At 52.8% G+C, this 19,200-nt stretch carries 12 protein-coding genes, 2 tRNA genes, 2 rRNA genes and 1 other annotated feature; of the genes, 6 read left to right on the forward strand and 10 right to left on the reverse strand.

Going from position 1 to position 19,200, the window contains the following annotated elements; translation table 11 throughout:
- Positions 1 to 76: 76 nt before the first annotated feature.
- The 7 genes from P3C52_RS00560 to rluD form a co-directional block, all read right to left on the reverse strand.
- Positions 77 to 2,979, reverse strand: a 23S ribosomal RNA gene (locus P3C52_RS00560).
- A gap of 177 nt (positions 2,980 to 3,156) precedes the next feature.
- Positions 3,157 to 3,232 (reverse strand) — tRNA-Ala (locus tag P3C52_RS00565).
- Between the two features lie 113 nt (positions 3,233 to 3,345).
- Positions 3,346 to 3,422 (reverse strand) — tRNA-Ile (locus P3C52_RS00570).
- 71 nt (positions 3,423 to 3,493) lie between these two features.
- A 16S ribosomal RNA gene (locus P3C52_RS00575) occupies positions 3,494 to 5,035 on the reverse strand.
- The 16S and 23S rRNA genes sit together here with 2 tRNA genes alongside, the layout of an rRNA operon.
- Before the next feature lie 437 nt (positions 5,036 to 5,472).
- Positions 5,473 to 8,058, reverse strand: a complete 2,586-nt coding sequence (clpB, locus tag P3C52_RS00580; protein WP_275553301.1) for an ATP-dependent chaperone ClpB — start codon at positions 8,056 to 8,058, stop codon at positions 5,473 to 5,475.
- Between the two features lie 113 nt (positions 8,059 to 8,171).
- Positions 8,172 to 8,903: a purine nucleoside phosphorylase YfiH gene (yfiH, locus tag P3C52_RS00585; RefSeq protein ID WP_275553302.1), complete on the reverse strand. Its 732-nt coding sequence runs from the start codon at positions 8,901 to 8,903 to the stop codon at positions 8,172 to 8,174.
- Positions 8,900 to 9,880 carry a 23S rRNA pseudouridine(1911/1915/1917) synthase RluD gene (gene rluD / locus P3C52_RS00590; RefSeq protein ID WP_275553303.1) on the reverse strand — a complete coding sequence of 327 codons (981 nt, stop codon included), beginning with the start codon at positions 9,878 to 9,880 and terminating at the stop codon, positions 8,900 to 8,902. The genes yfiH and rluD overlap by 4 nt, the downstream gene beginning before the upstream one ends.
- 132 nt (positions 9,881 to 10,012) lie before the next feature.
- On the opposite strand from rluD, the gene bamD reads away from it, so the two are divergent.
- The 5 genes from bamD to P3C52_RS00615 all read left to right on the forward strand — a co-directional run bounded on the left by bamD (position 10,013) and on the right by P3C52_RS00615 (position 13,878).
- The gene (bamD, locus tag P3C52_RS00595; RefSeq protein ID WP_275553304.1) at positions 10,013 to 10,744 is read left to right on the forward strand and encodes an outer membrane protein assembly factor BamD; all 732 of its coding nucleotides are present in this window, start codon (positions 10,013 to 10,015) and stop codon (positions 10,742 to 10,744) included.
- 266 nt (positions 10,745 to 11,010) lie between these two features.
- A complete protein-coding gene (gene raiA, locus P3C52_RS00600; RefSeq protein ID WP_275553533.1) occupies positions 11,011 to 11,343 on the forward strand; it encodes a ribosome-associated translation inhibitor RaiA in 333 nt (110 codons plus the stop codon).
- A 122-nt stretch (positions 11,344 to 11,465) separates the two neighbouring features.
- Positions 11,466 to 11,591 (forward strand) — a sequence feature (Phe leader region).
- A complete protein-coding gene (locus P3C52_RS00605) occupies positions 11,467 to 11,514 on the forward strand; it encodes a hypothetical protein (RefSeq protein WP_205960878.1) in 48 nt (15 codons plus the stop codon). Its footprint overlaps the feature before it by 48 nt.
- A 23-nt stretch (positions 11,592 to 11,614) precedes the next feature.
- Positions 11,615 to 12,775, forward strand: coding sequence for a bifunctional chorismate mutase/prephenate dehydratase (gene pheA, locus P3C52_RS00610; protein ID WP_275553305.1), 1,161 nt, complete (start codon positions 11,615 to 11,617; stop codon positions 12,773 to 12,775).
- Between the two features lie 338 nt (positions 12,776 to 13,113).
- Positions 13,114 to 13,878 (forward strand): SDR family oxidoreductase, encoded by a 765-nt coding sequence (locus P3C52_RS00615; RefSeq protein ID WP_275553306.1) that lies wholly within the window; start codon positions 13,114 to 13,116, stop codon positions 13,876 to 13,878.
- A 167-nt stretch (positions 13,879 to 14,045) separates the two neighbouring features.
- Here P3C52_RS00615 and tyrA read toward each other — a convergent pair whose 3' ends face one another.
- Both tyrA and P3C52_RS00625 read right to left on the reverse strand, forming a co-directional pair.
- Positions 14,046 to 15,167: a bifunctional chorismate mutase/prephenate dehydrogenase gene (gene tyrA, locus P3C52_RS00620; protein WP_275553307.1), complete on the reverse strand. Its 1,122-nt coding sequence runs from the start codon at positions 15,165 to 15,167 to the stop codon at positions 14,046 to 14,048.
- A gap of 5 nt (positions 15,168 to 15,172) precedes the next feature.
- Entirely contained in the window at positions 15,173 to 16,252 is a 1,080-nt protein-coding gene (locus P3C52_RS00625; protein ID WP_275553308.1) for a 3-deoxy-7-phosphoheptulonate synthase, read from the reverse strand.
- A gap of 346 nt (positions 16,253 to 16,598) precedes the next feature.
- Between P3C52_RS00625 and P3C52_RS00630 the strand changes: the two genes are divergently transcribed.
- Positions 16,599 to 17,147 carry a GNAT family N-acetyltransferase gene (locus P3C52_RS00630; protein ID WP_275553309.1) on the forward strand — a complete coding sequence of 183 codons (549 nt, stop codon included), beginning with the start codon at positions 16,599 to 16,601 and terminating at the stop codon, positions 17,145 to 17,147.
- Positions 17,148 to 17,283: 136 nt separating this feature from the next.
- On the opposite strand, the gene P3C52_RS00635 is transcribed toward P3C52_RS00630, so the two are convergent.
- The gene (locus tag P3C52_RS00635) at positions 17,284 to 18,915 is read right to left on the reverse strand and encodes a hypothetical protein (RefSeq protein WP_275553310.1); all 1,632 of its coding nucleotides are present in this window, start codon (positions 18,913 to 18,915) and stop codon (positions 17,284 to 17,286) included.
- Between the last annotated feature and the right edge of the window lie 285 nt (positions 18,916 to 19,200).

A 19,200-nucleotide genomic window follows, 5' to 3' on the forward strand; every position in this document is an offset into this window, starting at 1 on the left:
CCGCCGCCTTCCGGCCACGCGGGATATATCCGTTAACAAGCTGAAGCTCTCAGTCCCAAAACGCCTGTGGCGTTGTAAGGTTAAGCCTCACGGGTCATTAGTACCGGTTAGCTCAACGCATCGCTGCGCTTACACACCCGGCCTATCAACGTCGTCGTCTTCAACGTCCCTTCAGGGGGCTCAGGGCCCCAGGGAAGACTCATCTCGAGGCAAGTTTCGTGCTTAGATGCTTTCAGCACTTATCTCTTCCGCACGTAGCTACCGGGCAGTGCCATTGGCATGACAACCCGAACACCAGCGGTGCGTTCACTCCGGTCCTCTCGTACTAGGAGCAACCCCTCTCAGTCTTCCAGCGCCCACGGCAGATAGGGACCGAACTGTCTCACGACGTTCTAAACCCAGCTCGCGTACCACTTTAAATGGCGAACAGCCATACCCTTGGGACCTACTTCAGCCCCAGGATGTGATGAGCCGACATCGAGGTGCCAAACACCGCCGTCGATATGAACTCTTGGGCGGTATCAGCCTGTTATCCCCGGAGTACCTTTTATCCGTTGAGCGATGGCCCTTCCATTCAGAACCACCGGATCACTATGACCTGCTTTCGCACCTGCTCGAACCGTCACTCTCGCAGTCAAGCCAGCTTATGCCATTGCACTAACCTCACGATGTCCGACCGTGATTAGCTGACCTTCGTACTCCTCCGTTACGCTTTGGGAGGAGACCGCCCCAGTCAAACTACCCACCAGACACTGTCCCCACGCCGGTTCACGGCGCCAGGTTAGAACATCAAACATTAAAGGGTGGTATTTCAAGGATGGCTCCGTGCGAACTGGCGTCCACACTTCTCAGCCTCCCACCTATCCTGCACATCAAGGCTCAATGTTCAGTGTCAAGCTGTAGTAAAGGTTCACGGGGTCTTTCCGTCTTGCCGCGGGTACACTGCATCTTCACAGCGAGTTCAATTTCACTGAGTCTCGGGTGGAGACAGCCTGGCCATCATTACGCCATTCGTGCAGGTCGGAACTTACCCGACAAGGAATTTCGCTACCTTAGGACCGTTATAGTTACGGCCGCCGTTTACCGGGGCTTCGATCAGGAGCTTCTCTTGCGATAACCCCATCAATTAACCTTCCGGCACCGGGCAGGCGTCACACCGTATACGTCCACTTTCGTGTTTGCACAGTGCTGTGTTTTTAATAAACAGTTGCAGCCAGCTGGTATCTTCGACTGGCTTCGGCTCGGGGAGCAAGTCCCTCCACCTACGTGCCAGCGTGCCTTCTCCCGAAGTTACGGCACCATTTTGCCTAGTTCCTTCACCCGAGTTCTCTCAAGCGCCTTGGTATTCTCTACCTGACCACCTGTGTCGGTTTGGGGTACGATTCGTTGTTACCTGGAGCTTAGAGGCTTTTCCTGGAAGCAGGGCATTTGTTGCTTCAGCACCGTGGTGCCTCGTCATCACGCCTCAGCCTTAACTTTCCGGATTTGCCTGGAAAGTCAGCCTACACGCTTAAACCGGGACAACCGTCGCCCGGCCAACATAGCCTTCTCCGTCCCCCCTTCGCAGTAACACCGAGTACGGGAATATTAACCCGTTTCCCATCGACTACGCCTTTCGGCCTCGCCTTAGGGGTCGACTCACCCTGCCCCGATTAACGTTGGACAGGAACCCTTGGTCTTCCGGCGAGCGGGCTTTTCACCCGCTTTATCGTTACTTATGTCAGCATTCGCACTTCTGATACCTCCAGCATGCCTCACAGCACACCTTCAACGGCTTACAGAACGCTCCCCTACCCAACAACACACAGTGTTGCTGCCGCAGCTTCGGTGCATGGTTTAGCCCCGTTACATCTTCCGCGCAGGCCGACTCGACCAGTGAGCTATTACGCTTTCTTTAAATGATGGCTGCTTCTAAGCCAACATCCTGGCTGTCTGGGCCTTCCCACATCGTTTCCCACTTAACCATGACTTTGGGACCTTAGCTGGCGGTCTGGGTTGTTTCCCTCTTCACGACGGACGTTAGCACCCGCCGTGTGTCTCCCGTGATAACATTCTCCGGTATTCGCAGTTTGCATCGGGTTGGTAAGCCGGGATGGCCCCCTAGCCGAAACAGTGCTCTACCCCCGGAGATGAATTCACGAGGCGCTACCTAAATAGCTTTCGGGGAGAACCAGCTATCTCCCGGTTTGATTGGCCTTTCACCCCCAGCCACAGGTCATCCGCTAATTTTTCAACATTAGTCGGTTCGGTCCTCCAGTTAGTGTTACCCAACCTTCAACCTGCCCATGGCTAGATCACCGGGTTTCGGGTCTATACCCTGCAACTTAGCGCCCGGTTAAGACTCGGTTTCCCTTCGGCTCCCCTATACGGTTAACCTTGCTACAGAATATAAGTCGCTGACCCATTATACAAAAGGTACGCAGTCACCCCATAAAGAGGCTCCCACTGCTTGTACGTACACGGTTTCAGGTTCTTTTTCACTCCCCTCGCCGGGGTTCTTTTCGCCTTTCCCTCACGGTACTGGTTCACTATCGGTCAGTCAGGAGTATTTAGCCTTGGAGGATGGTCCCCCCATATTCAGACAGGATACCACGTGTCCCGCCCTACTCATCGAGCTCACAACAGGTACGTCTTCGTGTACGGGACTGTCACCCTGTACCGTGCGCCTTTCCAGACGCTTCCACTGACGCACCTGCTGATGCAGGCTCTGGGCTGTTCCCCGTTCGCTCGCCGCTACTCAGGGAATCTCGGTTGATTTCTTTTCCTCGGGGTACTTAGATGTTTCAGTTCCCCCGGTTCGCCTCGTTAACCTATGTATTCAGTTAACGATAGTGCAACGGATTGCACTGGGTTTCCCCATTCGGGTATCGCCGGTTGATAGCGGTTCATATCACCTCACCGGCGCTTTTCGCAGATTAGCACGCCCTTCATCGCCTCTGACTGCCAGGGCATCCACCGTGTACGCTTATTCGCTTAACCTCACAACCCACAGGCGTCTTGCAACGCTTGCGTGCGTGAGTATTGAGAGAATCGTGAACAGTTTCATTACGAAAGCTGTTCCGTTTTCAATTTTCAGCTTGTTTCCGGATTGTTAAAGAGCAAAACTTCACAGTACATTCGCAAATGCACTCTGGAGTGTTCATCAACCGAAGTTGATGGTGGAGCTAAGCGGGATCGAACCGCTGACCTCCTGCGTGCAAGGCAGGCGCTCTCCCAGCTGAGCTATAGCCCCAGATGTGTTCGTAAAACCCGCGAAGAACCGTAATTCTTTTTCAGGCAAGGCGTACGTGCGGGACGTTTATCGTGATAAACGACCGTGCGTGTAACGCAGCATGAGAAAGAATTTGGTAGGCCTGAGTGGACTTGAACCACCGACCTCACCCTTATCAGGGGTGCGCTCTAACCACCTGAGCTACAAGCCTGCCGGGGTTTTACTGCTCAATACTTCTATCAGACAATCTGTGTGAACACTGCACGGCGGGATAGTGCATGGTAAGGAGGTGATCCAACCGCAGGTTCCCCTACGGTTACCTTGTTACGACTTCACCCCAGTCATGAATCACAAAGTGGTAAGCGCCCTCCCGAAGGTTAAGCTACCTACTTCTTTTGCAACCCACTCCCATGGTGTGACGGGCGGTGTGTACAAGGCCCGGGAACGTATTCACCGTGGCATTCTGATCCACGATTACTAGCGATTCCGACTTCATGGAGTCGAGTTGCAGACTCCAATCCGGACTACGACGCACTTTATGAGGTCCGCTTGCTCTCGCGAGGTCGCTTCTCTTTGTATGCGCCATTGTAGCACGTGTGTAGCCCTGGTCGTAAGGGCCATGATGACTTGACGTCATCCCCACCTTCCTCCGGTTTATCACCGGCAGTCTCCTTTGAGTTCCCGGCCGGACCGCTGGCAACAAAGGATAAGGGTTGCGCTCGTTGCGGGACTTAACCCAACATTTCACAACACGAGCTGACGACAGCCATGCAGCACCTGTCTCACAGTTCCCGAAGGCACCAAGCCATCTCTGGCAAGTTCTGTGGATGTCAAGACCAGGTAAGGTTCTTCGCGTTGCATCGAATTAAACCACATGCTCCACCGCTTGTGCGGGCCCCCGTCAATTCATTTGAGTTTTAACCTTGCGGCCGTACTCCCCAGGCGGTCGACTTAACGCGTTAGCTCCGGAAGCCACGAGTCAAGCTCACAGCCTCCAAGTCGACATCGTTTACGGCGTGGACTACCAGGGTATCTAATCCTGTTTGCTCCCCACGCTTTCGCACCTGAGCGTCAGTCTTCGTCCAGGGGGCCGCCTTCGCCACCGGTATTCCTCCAGATCTCTACGCATTTCACCGCTACACCTGGAATTCTACCCCCCTCTACGAGACTCAAGCCTGCCAGTTTCGGATGCAGTTCCCGGGTTGAGCCCGGGGATTTCACATCCGACTTGACAGACCGCCTGCGTGCGCTTTACGCCCAGTAATTCCGATTAACGCTTGCACCCTCCGTATTACCGCGGCTGCTGGCACGGAGTTAGCCGGTGCTTCTTCTGCGGGTAACGTCAATGACAGAGCGTATTAAGCTCCATCCCTTCCTCCCCGCTGAAAGTACTTTACAACCCGAAGGCCTTCTTCATACACGCGGCATGGCTGCATCAGGCTTGCGCCCATTGTGCAATATTCCCCACTGCTGCCTCCCGTAGGAGTCTGGACCGTGTCTCAGTTCCAGTGTGGCTGGTCATCCTCTCAGACCAGCTAGGGATCGTCGCCTAGGTGAGCCGTTACCCCACCTACTAGCTAATCCCATCTGGGTTCATCCGATGGTGTGAGGCCCGAAGGTCCCCCACTTTGGTCTTGCGACGTTATGCGGTATTAGCCACCGTTTCCAGTGGTTATCCCCCTCCATCGGGCAGATCCCCAGACATTACTCACCCGTCCGCCACTCGTCAGCGAAGCAGCAAGCTGCTTCCTGTTACCGTTCGACTTGCATGTGTTAGGCCTGCCGCCAGCGTTCAATCTGAGCCATGATCAAACTCTTCAATTAAAAGTCTGATGCTCAAAGAAAAACGTCGTAATGAATTACGTGTTCACTCTTCAAGACTTGATACTGCAAGATTTTTTTTGCGTATCCCGTCCGTGAGTGCCCACACAGATTGTCTGATAAATTGTTAAAGAGCGGTGCGACCGGCGCTTCGTGCCGTTGTCGCGAGGTGGCGTATATTACGCTTTCCTCTTTCAGAGTCAACCTCTTTTTCAGAAGTTTTTCTCCGGCGATTCAGAACTGCTGAACCACTCAACACCGCGTGGCGTAAGCCGTTGTGCCGTGTCGATGGAGGCGCATTATAGGGAGTTCTTCCGGCCTGACAAGTGCTAATTGCAAAAAAAATCCTGAACGCTCACATTTCATACATAACGTGTACAAACCGCGCGTTTTGTTAGCTAAACGCTAAAAAAATAGGCCTTGCGGCCTATTTTTTACTTTTACTGATGAGCAACGATAACGCCGTCGCGTACATCTATATGAATGGTTTTGCCCGGAAGCAGTTGTCCCGACAAGATTTGCTGTGCCAGCGGGTTTTCTACCTGTTGCTGAATCGCGCGTTTTAACGGACGAGCCCCGTAAACCGGATCGTAACCGTTCTGCCCCAATAGCTTCAGGGCTTCTTCTGACATATTTACCGTAAAGCCGCGCTCTTCCAGGCGTTTATACAGCCGTTGCAGCTGGATGCCAGCAATAGAAGCAATATGTTTCTCGCCCAGCGGATGGAACACCACCACTTCGTCGATGCGGTTAACAAACTCTGGACGGAAATGATGGCCAACAACCGTCATCACCAGATCTTTCATCGCGCTATAGTTCAGCTCACCGAAACGTTCCTGAATCAGATCGGAACCCAGGTTAGAAGTCATTATTACCACGGCATTGCGGAAATCGACTGTCCGTCCCTGCCCATCCGTCAGGCGTCCATCATCCAGCACCTGCAGTAAGATGTTAAATACATCAGGATGCGCTTTTTCCACTTCATCCAGCAGAATCACTGAGTAAGGCCGACGACGTACGGCTTCCGTGAGATAGCCGCCCTCTTCATAACCGACATAGCCCGGAGGCGCGCCCACCAGTCGTGAAACGGAATGTTTTTCCATAAACTCTGACATATCGATACGCACCATGGCGTCATCACTGTCAAACAGGAAATTAGCCAGCGCTTTGCATAGCTCGGTTTTACCTACCCCTGTTGGACCCAGGAACAGGAAAGAACCAATTGGACGGTTCGGGTCGGATAATCCTGCGCGGCTACGGCGTATAGCATTGGCAACGGCCTCTACCGCTTCATCCTGCCCGATAACACGCTGATGCAGATCCTGTTCCATACGCAGCAGTTTCTCACGCTCACCTTCCATCATGCGGGCGACAGGAATGCCGGTCCAGCGCGCCAGCACATCTGCAATCTCAACATCCGTTACGCGGTTACGCAGCAAACGCATGGTTTTCCCTTCGGACTGCGTGGCTGCCGCCAGTTGTTTTTCCAGCTCAGGTATTTTGCCGTACTGCAATTCAGACATTCGGCCCAGATCGCCAGAGCGACGTGCCTGTTCCAGCGCGATTTTCGCCTGTTCCAGTTCCGCTTTAATGGTCTGCGTGCCAGAGAGCGACGCTTTTTCCGCTTTCCACTCTTCTTCCAGCTCGGCGTATTCGCGCTCTTTTTGGTTAAGCTCATCCTCAAGCATTTCAAGGCGCTTCAGGCTGGCCTCATCCGACTCTTTCTTCAGCGCCTGCTGCTCCAGCTTCAGCTGAATAACGCGGCGTTCCAGACGATCCAGCGCCTCTGGTTTAGAGTCGATTTGCAAACGAATGCTGGACGCGGCCTCGTCGATCAGGTCAATGGCTTTATCCGGCAGCTGGCGATCGGCAATATAACGATGCGACAGCGTGGCGGCAGCAACAATGGCCGGATCGGTAATTTGCACATGGTGATGCAGCTCATAACGCTCTTTCAGGCCACGCAAAATAGCGATGGTATCTTCAACGCTGGGCTCAGCAACAAACACCTTCTGGAAACGGCGCTCCAGCGCAGCATCTTTTTCAATATACTGACGATACTCATCCAGCGTGGTCGCGCCAACGCAGTGCAGTTCACCACGCGCCAGCGCAGGCTTCAACATATTGCCCGCATCCATCGCGCCGTCGGCTTTGCCCGCGCCAACCATAGTATGCAGTTCGTCAATAAACAGAATGACGTTGCCTTCCTGTTTAGAGAGATCGTTCAGTACGCCTTTCAGTCGTTCTTCGAATTCACCGCGATATTTCGCACCGGCCACCAGCGATCCCATATCCAGCGCCAGGACGCGACGGCCTTTTAAGCCTTCCGGCACTTCACCGTTGACGATACGCTGCGCCAGTCCTTCAACAATCGCGGTTTTACCCACCCCAGGTTCGCCAATCAGCACTGGGTTATTTTTGGTACGACGCTGCAGCACCTGAATAGTACGGCGGATCTCTTCATCACGGCCGATAACCGGATCGAGTTTGCCCTGCTCCGCGCGTTCAGTCAGATCGATGGTGTATTTTTTCAGTGCCTGGCGCTGATCTTCAGCCCCTTGATCGTTCACGCTTTCCCCTCCACGCATTTGTTCGATAGCTTTCGTCAGCTTGTCGTTAGTGGCGCCGGCGGATTTCAGCAAATCAGCCAGCGAGCCGCGCGAATCAAGGGCAGCCAGAACAAATAATTCTGATGATATAAAATTGTCGCCGCGCTTTTGCGCCAGCTTGTCGCACAGGTTGAGTACCCGTACCAGATCGGCAGAAGGCTGAACGTCGCCGTCAGCACCTTCTACCTGTGGCAGACGGCTGATAGCCTGCTCCACACCGTTACGTAATCCGCCAACATCCACGCCTGCCGTAGTCAGTAAAGGACGGACAGTGCCGCCTTCCTGATTGAGCAAAGCACTCATCAAGTGAAGAGGTTCAATGAATTGGTTATCGCGCCCAAGGGCGAGGGATTGAGCATCGGCGAGCGCAAGCTGGAATTTGTTAGTAAGACGATCCAGACGCATGATTCCTCCCAATACAGGTCAAAATGCTACTGGAGATGAAATGAGGTCGACCCTCAGAATTTCAAGATGTTTGACCTGTATTATGGTGAAAAAAAGCGCACCCTGGATCGTCTTGTGGCGTAAGGTTATATCAGCCAGATCAAAGTTGCCATACGCCCGGTAGTACCGCTGCGTCGCCAGGAGAAAAAATGAGCAGATTCATGCCATGTACAGCGTCCACCCCCGCTAATTGCGCTGACCCCTTGCGCCATTAAACGTTGACGCGCCAGCAGCCACAAATCAGCATAAAACTTTGCACCAACGGGACGGAAAGCCTTCTCCGCCTGCGGATCGTGCGCAATAAAAGCGGCCCGGACTTCCGCACCGACTTCAAATGCCTCTGGCCCTATCGCCGGCCCCAGCCAGACATAAATGTCCTGAGGCCGAGCGGAAAACTGCCGCAGCGTATTTTCCAGGACGCCAGCACAGAGACCGCGCCAGCCCGCATGGGCCGCCGCGACCTCTTTTCCATCGACGGAGCAGAAAAGCACAGGCAGGCAATCCGCCGTCATTACTGCGCAAACCGTATTGGGCTGGTTGCTCCAGACCGCATCGGCCCGGCGCGTGGCCGGCATCGTCCCGTCAAGGCGCACCACGTCCGTTCCGTGTACCTGCTCCAGCCAATAAGGCATCGCAGGCAGTTCAACCATATCAACCAGACGTTGCCGGTTAGCCTGAACCGCTTCCGGCCGATCGCCGACGTGATCGCCAAGGTTAAGCGAATCCCAGGGCGCCGCGCTGACGCCGCCCGCACGCGTGGTGCTATAAGCGCGTACCGTGGCGGGTACCGGCCAGTCAGGAACAATCAGCTCGCTCATAGCCAGTCCAGCTGATCTTTGAACGCTTCCGTATCAGCTTTTAGCGCATCGATTAAATCAACCATATCCTGCGGCAACGGCGCATGCCATTCCATCTCAATACCGGTAATCGGATGATAGAGACGCAGCATCGTCGCATGCAAAGCCTGGCGATCAAAACTGCGTAGCGTAGCAATAAAGTCTTCAGACGCACCTTTCGGCGGACGAGGACGACCGCCATACAGCGGATCGCCCACCAGCGGATGGTTAATGTGCGCCATATGAACGCGGATTTGATGGGTACGGCCAGTTTCCAGGCGCAGGCGCAGGCGCGTATGCGCGCGGAAATGCTCCATAACGCGGTAATGCGTCACGGCATGTTTCCCCATCGGATGAACCGCCATATGGGTGCGTTTGGTTGAGTGACGGCTAATCGGCTCATCAACAATGCCACCCGCCGTCATGGTGCCGATGGCTACCGCTTCATACTCGCGCGTAATTTCACGCAGCTGCAATGATTCTACCAGATGCGTTTGCGCCGGTACGGTTTTCGCTACCACCATCAAACCGGTAGTATCTTTATCGAGACGATGGACGATGCCCGCACGCGGAACGTCAACAATTTCCGGGTAGTGATGCAGCAGTGCATTAAGCACGGTGCCGTCCGGGTTGCCCGCGCCGGGATGCACGACCAGATCGCGCGGCTTGTTGATGACCAGAATATGCTCATCTTCATAAACGATATTTAAAGGAATATCCTGCGCTTCCCAGCGCGCTTCTTCTTCAATTTCCGCCTGTATTGCCACGGCTTCGCCGCCCAATACCTTTTCTTTAGGCCTGTCAATGATGCTACCGTTGACGCTCACGCGACGATCGAGGATCCACTCTTTTATGCGCGAACGCGAATAATCAGGGAACAATTCCGCCAAAGACTGATCTAAGCGTTGTCCGAGTTGCGATTCGGAAACCGTTGCGGTGAGTTTTACTTGTTGTGCCATAAACAGCTTCTTCGTTAACGTTGGGTTTTCACGGCGATGCCGTTTAATATAATGTGCTATCGTACCTGGTCACTATCGGGAGCTAAACGGACAGCTTCCGCAATAACACACTCTGAGGATAATCAAATCGTCATGACGCGTATGAAATATCTGGTGGCTGCAGCCACGTTGAGCCTGGCTCTTGCGGGTTGTTCAAGCTCTAAGGATCAAGTGCCTGACAGTCCGCCTTCTGAGCTTTATGCAACGGCTCAGCAAAAACTGCAGGACGGTAACTTTAAAGGCGCAATAACGCAACTGGAAGCGCTGGATAACCGCTATCCATTTGGTCCTTACGCCCAACAAGTTCAGCTGGATCTCATCTACGCTTACTATAAAAATGCCGACCTGCCGATGGCACAAGCTGCCATCGATCGCTTTATGCGTCTGAACCCGACACATCCAAACATTGATTATGTTCTGTATATGAAAGGCCTGACGGATATGGCGCTGGACGATTCCGCGCTGCAAGGTTTCTTCGGTGTCGATCGTTCCGATCGCGATCCCGAACATGCGCGCGCTGCCTTCCGTGACTTTTCTCAGCTGTTACGTACTTATCCAAACAGCCAGTATGCTACCGATGCGCGCAAGCGTCTGGTCTATCTGAAGGATCGGCTGGCGAAATATGAGCTGTCCGTAGCGCAATTCTACACGAAACGCGAAGCCTATGTCGCGGTAGTGAATCGCGTTGAGCAAATGCTAAAAGATTATCCTGATACGCAGGCGACACGCACCGCGCTGCCGCTGATGGAAAATGCCTATCGTAAACTGCAGCTGAATGCCGAAGCAGAAAAAGTCGCGAAAATTATCGCGGCCAACCAGGCCTGATTCAGCGCCAGACAAAAAAGCAGCCTGCGGGCTGTTTTTTTGTCTATAAAAACAGCAACTTTTAATTAATTCCTTATTGTTAACCCATCAAGTCTGCCGCGCGAAAAAGCGTTCTACAAGCGGTTTCAGCACATTTACCGTCGCCCCTCACACATTTCATTTCTTTGACAAAACGTGACAGGTCAATGTGATTTCCATCACAAAAATAACCTCCCTGCACGGTATGCTAAACTTACTAAGACGGCAATGACAGAGAGGTAAACATGATGATTATGAACATTACCAGTAAACAAATGGAAATCACCCCCGCTATCCGCCAGCATGTCGAAGACCGTCTCTCCAAGCTCGAAAAGTGGCAAACCCATCTGATCAATCCGCATATTGTTCTGTCAAAAGAACCAAAAGAATATGTTGCCGACGCAACGATCAATACGCCTAATGGCCCGCTGGTCGCCAGCGCCGCTCATGAAGATATGTATGCCGCTATTAATGAGCTAATCGGTAAACTGGAACGCCAGCTGAATAAGGTTCAGCATAAAGGCGAAGCGCGCCGTGCCACCGCCAGCGTGAAAGGTTTAACTCCCGTCGATGAAGAATAAGTGCCAGCGCGCCCGGCCTTCTTTGGGCGCGATTAGCAACGACGACGCGCCTGCGGGCGCGTTTTTTATTGACAGCAGCAAAACGCTACGGTTACTTTAACCGCACTATCAGCCGCGAGTTCTATGATGAAATTTCCGTTTTTCTTCGCTTTCTTTTTTACCTTCCCCTGAACCGGGAGGCGTTTCGTCGCAGAAAAAAGAAAGCGAAGACGAACAGCAAAGCCTCCCAAACGGGGGGCTTTTTTATTATGGACATCTGACAGGTAACGCTATGAAACCGGAAAATCCGTTATTGGCCCTGCGCGATAAAATTAGCGCCATTGATGAAAAATTACTGGGCTTGCTCTCTGAGCGGCGGGCGCTGGCGATTGAAGTCGCAAAGGCGAAAATGGCCACGCATCGGCCAATACGCGATATCGAGCGTGAGCGCGATTTACTTGAACGCCTTATCACACTCGGCAAAACCCACCAGCTTGACGCGCATTACATCACCCGTTTATTTCAGCTTATTATCGAAGATTCCGTTCTTACTCAGCAGGCGCTACTGCAAAAACAGCTGAACCAGACCAATCAGCAATCGGCACGCATCGCCTTTCTGGGCCCCAAAGGTTCCTATTCCCACCTGGCCGCACGCAAATATGGCGCGCGCCATTTCACCCATGTTATCGAAAGCGGCTGTCAAAAATTTCAGGACATTATTCAGCAAGTAGAGAGCGGTCAGGCTGATTACGCCGTATTGCCGATTGAAAATACCAGTTCCGGTTCAATTAACGACGTTTATGACCTGTTACAGCAGACCAGCCTGTTTATTGTGGGCGAAATGACGGTGCCTATCGATCACTGCGTTCTGGTCACCGGCTCCACCGATTTACAGCAAATCGAAACGGTTTACAGCCATCCGCAGCCTTTCCAGCAGTGCAGCCAGTTTATTAACCGCTTCCCGCACTGGAAAATCGAATATACCGAAAGTACCGCCGCGGCAATGGAAAAAGTCGCAGCACTTAATTCGCCGAAAGTTGCCGCTCTGGGCAGCGAGGCGGGCGGCGCGCTGTATAACCTTCAGGTACTGGAACGCAACCTGGCAAATCAACAGCAGAACATCACGCGCTTTATTATTCTGGCGCGCAAGCCTGTCGATGTGTCCGCACAGGTTCCGGCTAAAACAACGCTGATTATGGCAACCGGGCAGCAATCCGGTGCGCTGGTTGAAGCGCTGCTGGTGCTGCGCCAACACAATCTCATTATGAGTAAACTTGAGTCGCGTCCGATTAACGGCAATCCATGGGAAGAGATGTTTTATCTGGATGTACAGGGAAATCTACGCACTAATGAAATGCAGCAAGCGATTCAGGAGCTGCGTGCTATTACCCGTTCCTTAAAAGTTTTAGGCTGCTATCCGGGCGAGAATGTTGTACCGGTCGAGCCACAATAATTGGCCTGGCGAGCCGGACATCTCTGTCCGGCTCTATTTCATATCAAACATACCCATCAACAGCATAAGTCAGCAGCGCAATAATTCCTGAATCCGACTTTATACCCTTTATAACCTCCTCTCGCCATTACTGCTCTGACCCACAGTAAATCAGCAAAATGAAGTCATCCTTCTTTTCCTGCTGACGGCATTCATATTTGTTAAAACTTAAAAAACATTAAAAATCAATTAATTATTAAGAATATCGCCGCTTGCCGCTTGCGGTTCATGTCCATATGCCAGGCTTAATTAACAGCTAATCATCGGGATTAGCGCGCTATGAATAACAAGGAGGCTAAATGGAACGCTTCAGCAATAAAGTGGTAATCGTGACCGGTGCAGGTTCAGGTATTGGCGCGGCAAGCGCCCGACGTTTTGCCGAAGAAGGCGCGCACGTTGTATTAGTCGGCCGCACCAGGGAAAAGCTGAATAATACTTTCGCTACGTTAAAAGCGGGAGACCATCTGGTTGTGGTTGCTGATGTTTCGCAACGGGAAGACGTTGAAGCGCTGGCTGAGCAGGTACAACAGCAATATGGCCATGCCGATGTGTTGTTAAACAATGCCGGGGTAACTACGTCAGGAAAAATCCATCAGGCCAGCGATGAAGACTGGAAAAAAGTGATGTCTACCGATCTTGATGGCGTTTTCTATTGTACCCGCGCCTTTATGCCTCTGCTGCTGAAAAGCCGCGGGAACGTGATTAATATTTCTTCTGTGTCTGGTCTGGGCGGCGACTGGGGGATGAGCATTTATAATGCGGCGAAAGGCGCTATCACTAACTTTACCCGCTCTCTGGCGATGGATTACGGCAAAGATGGCGTGCGCGTTAATGCCATCTGCCCCGGTCTGACCATCACCGATATGACGGAAGATATGAAGCAGAATGCGCAGCTGATGGCGAAGTTTAACGAGCGTATCGCACTTGGCCGACCGGGCGAAGCGGAAGAGATTGCCGCAGCCATTGCCTTCCTGGCCAGCGACGATGCGCGCTATATTACCGGCGTTAATTTACCGGTTGATGGTGGCATCACGGCTTCAAACGGTCAGCCGCCACAGGCGTAAGGCCGTAAAGAAAGCGGTTATTACGGTGGCTCAGGTGCGCTCCTGTCTCCGCAAGCTGTGAGACTATCATCAGCCTGCTATCACAGCGCCCTGTGCCAGCCTTAGCAAAAAATAAGCTCGTAAAAAAGCCCGCCATTTCGGCGGGCTTTAATATTTCAGCTTCAATCTTAAACCCGATTGTCATTCGCCGAGCGCAACAGGGAACGACTCTCCAGCATAAAGCGCGGCGCATAATCCCCAAACCACTGCTCTACCTTGCGGAAGCTATCGATAAAGCCCTGTTTATCGCTCTGCTCCAGTAAAGCAATAGCCTCGCCAAAGCGCTGGTAGTAACGCTTGATCAGCGCCAGGTTACTTTCTGATGACATAATAATATCGGCGTAGAGCTGCGGATCCTGCGCAAACAGACGTCCGACCATAGCCAGTTCCAGACGATAAATCGGCGATGAGAGTGCCAGCAGTTGCTCAAGCTGGACATTCTCTTCCGCCAGATGAAGGCCATAGGCAAAAGTGGCAAAGTGCCGCAACGCCTGAATAAAGGCCATGTTCTGATCGTGTTCGACGGCACTGATGCGATGCAAACGAGCGCCCCAGACCTGAATCTGCTCAAGGAACCACTGGTAAGCTTCCGGTTGACGCCCATCGCACCACACAACAACCTGCTTCGCCAGGCTGCCGCTGTCAGGACCAAACATCGGATGCAGACCTAATACCGGGCCGCGATGTGCGGCAAGCATCGCCTGTAAGGGCCGATTTTTTACCGACGCAATATCGACCAAAATACAATCATCCGGCAGCGGCGGCAGCTGACTAATCACCTGTTCGGTGAGATGAATAGGGACGCTGACGATGACCATACCCGCGTCCTGTAACAGCAAAGGCGCCTGCTCCCACTCTTCCTTATCAAGGATTTTTACCCGATAGCCGGAAAGCGTCAGCATCTTCTCAAACAGCTGCCCCATACGGCCTTTGCCACCGACAATCACCACCGGACGCAGATCGGGACAAAGCGTTTTGAAGCCCTTATCGTTTTCGCTGGAGTAAGATTCGCGCATAACGCGACGCAGTACATCCTCAATTAAATCGGGCGGCACGCCGAGCGCTTCCGCTTCTTTACGCCGCGAGGCCAGCATGGACGCTTCACGTTCCGGCACATAAATCGGCAATCCATAACGGCTTTTCACTTCTCCGACTTCGGCCACCAGCTCCAGCCGCTTCGCCAGTAAATCGAGCAGCGCTTTATCTACTTCATCAATTTGATCGCGCAGCGCGGTCAGTTCAGCCACCATCTTGTTCAACTCTCCTGTGACAAACGCGTCGCCAGTACGCCGCTTAAATCCTGATGAATTTGCTGCAGTAACTGTGCGGTCGTTTCCCAGCTAATGCAGGCATCGGTAACCGATACACCATAACGCATTTCGCTGCGCGGTTGTTCAGAAGACTGGTTGCCTTCAATAATATTGCTTTCCAGCATCAGGCCGATAATCGAGCGGTTGCCGTCTCTGATTTGCGCGACGGCGGATTCAGCCACAGATGGCTGACGGCGATAATCTTTATTTGAGTTTCCGTGACTGCAATCGATCATCAGCGATGGGCGCAGCCCCGCTTTGAGCATCTCATTCTCACACTGTGCGACATCTGCCGGGCTGTAGTTAGGCGTTTTACCGCCGCGCAAAATGACATGACCATCAGGGTTGCCCTGCGTCTGGAGCAGACAAACCTGACCCGCCTGATTGATGCCAACAAAGCGGTGCGGCATAGCAGCAGCGCGCATTGCGTTAATGGCAGTGCCCAGACTGCCATCAGTACCGTTTTTAAAGCCAACCGGCATAGAGAGGCCGGAAGCCATCTCGCGGTGCGTCTGTGACTCAGTGGTGCGCGCGCCAATCGCCGACCAGCTAAAAAGATCGCCCAGATATTGTGGACTGTTAGGATCAAGCGCTTCCGTAGCCAGCGGTAATCCCATTTCAACCAAACTTACCAGCAGCTGTCGGGCAATATGCAGTCCCGCCTCAACGTCAAACGAGTTATCCATATAAGGATCGTTAATTAACCCTTTCCAGCCTACGGTAGTGCGAGGTTTTTCGAAATAGACGCGCATGACGATATATAGCTGATCCTTCAGCTGTTCAGAAAGATCTTTCAGATGACGGGCATAAACAAGCGCAGCTTCAGGATCGTGAACAGAACAAGGGCCGCAAACCACTAATAACCGATGATCGCGTCCGGCAATAATGTCAGAGATGGTTTGGCGCGAGGCGGCAACCTCTTGTTCAAGTTGCGCATTCAGCGGGAATTTCTGTTTCAGCTGTTCCGGTGTAATCAAAACCTGTTCTGCGGCGATATGCACATTGTTCAACGCGTCTTTCTGCATGCTGGCGATCCTCAGTTTGGCCTTTTCGTCATTGCGATGAGGAAAGCAATGTAACACAAAGGGTACAGAAGCACACCATGATGTACATATTTTTTACCACATAAAAATAGACCTCAAAGACTTCAAATTTAAACTAACTAAAATCATAGACTTGGATATATAAAACAAAATCCACCGCACTAATTGTCGTAAATTAATATTTACAAAAGAATAAAACTCAACTTCTGAAAAACGTTAACCGGCCCCATGTCCCAGCCAGTAAAATAAGTAACAATACTATTTCCAACAATCGCTTACTCTGCTCCAGTCGAGTCCGGCAGCCGGTAAAATACGTTACGGAGAAGATATGGACATTTATTTGCGCCCTATGCTGGTATCTGATGCGGTCGATTATGCGGCGGCCGTTAATGAAAGTTTATCCTCCTTACAACCGTGGATGGTCTGGGCGCATGAGGATTATCAACGGGAAGAAGCGGTAGACTGGTTTCGCTGGATCGATCGCCAGCGGGAAAAAGGCGAAGCAAATGAAATGGGGATCTTCGCAACTGCTGACGATCGTTTCCTTGGTGCCGCCGGCATCCGTTATGCGCAGAATCCCGCAGAACTGAGCGCTATTGGATACTGGGTACGGCAGAAAGAGCAGCGTAAAGGCGTGGCGCGCCAGGCGGTATTACAACTCGCTCACGAAGGCTTCCGTCGCCCCGCGATTAAAACCATTGAAATCCTGGCGGCGGAAAATAACTACGCCAGCCGCGCTGTTGCCCTGAGCAGCGGCGCGCATTTTATCGACTTTCGTTATGGATTGATCGTGCTGGCTGAGGGGCCCGTTAACGCCGCGATTTATCATCTGCGGCGTGAAGATTTTATACCGGGAAATCCCTTAATTAACCGATAGTGTCTTCCCTGACCGACGTAGACTGGTTTTAAGACCCTTACGAAACCTTTCCCTGCTCTTCCCTCTTTTTATCTGGCAGAGCAGGATGTTGCATTAAGCAAACTTCTTGCGCCTGCCGCAGGCGTACTGCCCGTACTTACGTATTCTTTAACGGCCACTCGCCCGACGCTTCCGCCACTTTTTGCTGCGCCTGAAGTGCGCTCAGCTCCTCGGGAGAACTGGCTCGACTGATGGCTGAATGAAAGCTTGCCTGGCTGCTGGCGCTTTTCGGACGTGCGATAAAAGCGCTGCCGGGACTGGCCTGAGAGGCATCGCCAGCGCGTGAAGAAGAAGCCACCGTCTGATTAGCTGGCTGCCTCAGTTTGCCAAGAGGAATGTTATCCGTATAGCCGGACGGCGCCGCATCATCGACGGAGGCCGATTCTTCGCTCCGTCGCTCCAGCTCTGCAGCCACCGGATTGCCAGGGCGCGAGATCGTTGCCGCACTTTCTCCCGTATTTTCCTTACGTCTGGGGTTATTCATATCCAGCCTTGGATGATTATCAAAGAAGCTGTCTATTGCTTTTTCATTCGTATCGACGGGCTTCCCGGCAATAGTTCCCGCTACCCCCTGTGCAGCATAGGCGGTCGCCGCCCCGACAAAGTTTACCAGTTGCTCTACCGCCTGCTGCGACGTAACGTTCTTTGTCGCGTCCTGCATGGCATGGCGAGTCATATTCCGTAAACTATTCACGCCCGCCAGACCAGCGCCAAGCGTCATGGTTTCTGCAACCATATTGCCGGAAAGAATGTTCATGCCGCCCTGGGTTAACTGACGCGGCGAGATTAGCCCCTGCGCAGCGGCAGCTAACCGTTTAGCGCCGCCTTTTAACATTTGCTCGCTGATGCTGGTTTCATCAAGCGCCTTGAACCTTTCTTTCCAGTCGGTACGCCCCAACAAAAACTCGGCGCCGTGCAGCGCATTATTTCGGTTCTGCACCACTCCGCTAAGGGCGCCTCCCGCCACGGTTAATGGCGTACTGGTTGCCGTATTAGCCGCGTACTGCTGCGTTTTCGACAGGCCAGCTACGCCGGTCGCAACCAGGCCGGTTACCACGTTACGTGCGTTATATCCGGTTCCACCTAAAACCGCCTGCTTCATGTTATGGCCCAGTCCTTCACGGTGTTTAACCACTTGCTGCATGGCCGGCTCCAGCTTATCCATTTCCGCATCCATCCATTTAGTATCATGCTGGGCATTCGCCGAGACTTTATCCCAGAACGCTTTCAACACCATGGCGGAGCCCCCGCCAATAGCGCCGTTAATCGCCTCGGCGGTCAACGTACCCTCAGCGAAACCAAAATAGCTGTTGGCTACCTTGGCCAGCTTATCGGCTGGAAAAGAAGAGGTCGCAAAGGCGACGGCTCCCAGCGCGCTCTTGGCTGCCTCAGTAATATCATCCATTTTATCCCCCTTCCCTAATACGCCGCGCGCGCTGTCCTGGTTATATCCCATTTCATGCAGCCCGGTGGCGCGCGAATTAACCAACTCCTCCATACCTTCACCGGCAGTGAAATATTCCCTCATCAGATTTTTCAGCTCGGTAATGTTCTTCTGGCGCTGCGCATCTATGCCCGCCGCCGCTACGTTACCTGAATGCCCGGCGCCGCCAGCAGCGCTACTGCGCGCGCCTTGCGTCTGGCTATGGCCACCCGCGGCATCGGTCTGGTTATTGAGTGGTCGAGAGAAATTTTGCGCCGCAGGTTGACGCTGAATACCGTTAGTCATGTTCGATAGACTCCAGTGTTGAATAAACAACGATCACGTAACGGAAAGGCATCCGCCACGTGCGACTGTCGAAGGCAGCAAGCCTTCACTCGTGTTTGCCTGGTGAAAAGAACATCAGTACAACTTACACACGATTCGCCTTATGTAGCCCGTAAGGAGAAGAGGTTCCGGCATTTATGACATTTTTTATACAACTGTCGGCTGGCGCAGTTAATTCATGGGGAGGGAGGCTGAACGCCGTTTTGTTTTGGCATAAAAAAAGGGCTGGCTTTACGCCAACCCCTT

It is taken from the genome of Mixta sp. Marseille-Q2659 (genome assembly GCF_940807255.1).
In the GTDB taxonomy this organism is placed as follows: domain Bacteria; phylum Pseudomonadota; class Gammaproteobacteria; order Enterobacterales; family Enterobacteriaceae; genus Mixta.

Coding starts and splice junctions, on each gene's coding strand:
- yfiH (WP_275553302.1), bottom strand. CDS start 8,903: ATGAGCGAGCTGATTGTTCCTGACTGGCCGGTACCCGCCACGGTACGC.
- rluD (WP_275553303.1), bottom strand. CDS start 9,880: ATGGCACAACAAGTAAAACTCACCGCAACGGTTTCCGAATCGCAACTC.
- bamD (WP_275553304.1), top strand. CDS start 10,013: ATGACGCGTATGAAATATCTGGTGGCTGCAGCCACGTTGAGCCTGGCT.
- raiA (WP_275553533.1), top strand. CDS start 11,011: ATGATTATGAACATTACCAGTAAACAAATGGAAATCACCCCCGCTATC.
- pheA (WP_275553305.1), top strand. CDS start 11,615: ATGAAACCGGAAAATCCGTTATTGGCCCTGCGCGATAAAATTAGCGCC.
- P3C52_RS00615 (WP_275553306.1), top strand. CDS start 13,114: ATGGAACGCTTCAGCAATAAAGTGGTAATCGTGACCGGTGCAGGTTCA.
- tyrA (WP_275553307.1), bottom strand. CDS start 15,167: ATGGTGGCTGAACTGACCGCGCTGCGCGATCAAATTGATGAAGTAGAT.
- P3C52_RS00625 (WP_275553308.1), bottom strand. CDS start 16,252: ATGCAGAAAGACGCGTTGAACAATGTGCATATCGCCGCAGAACAGGTT.
- P3C52_RS00630 (WP_275553309.1), top strand. CDS start 16,599: ATGGACATTTATTTGCGCCCTATGCTGGTATCTGATGCGGTCGATTAT.
- P3C52_RS00635 (WP_275553310.1), bottom strand. CDS start 18,915: ATGACTAACGGTATTCAGCGTCAACCTGCGGCGCAAAATTTCTCTCGA.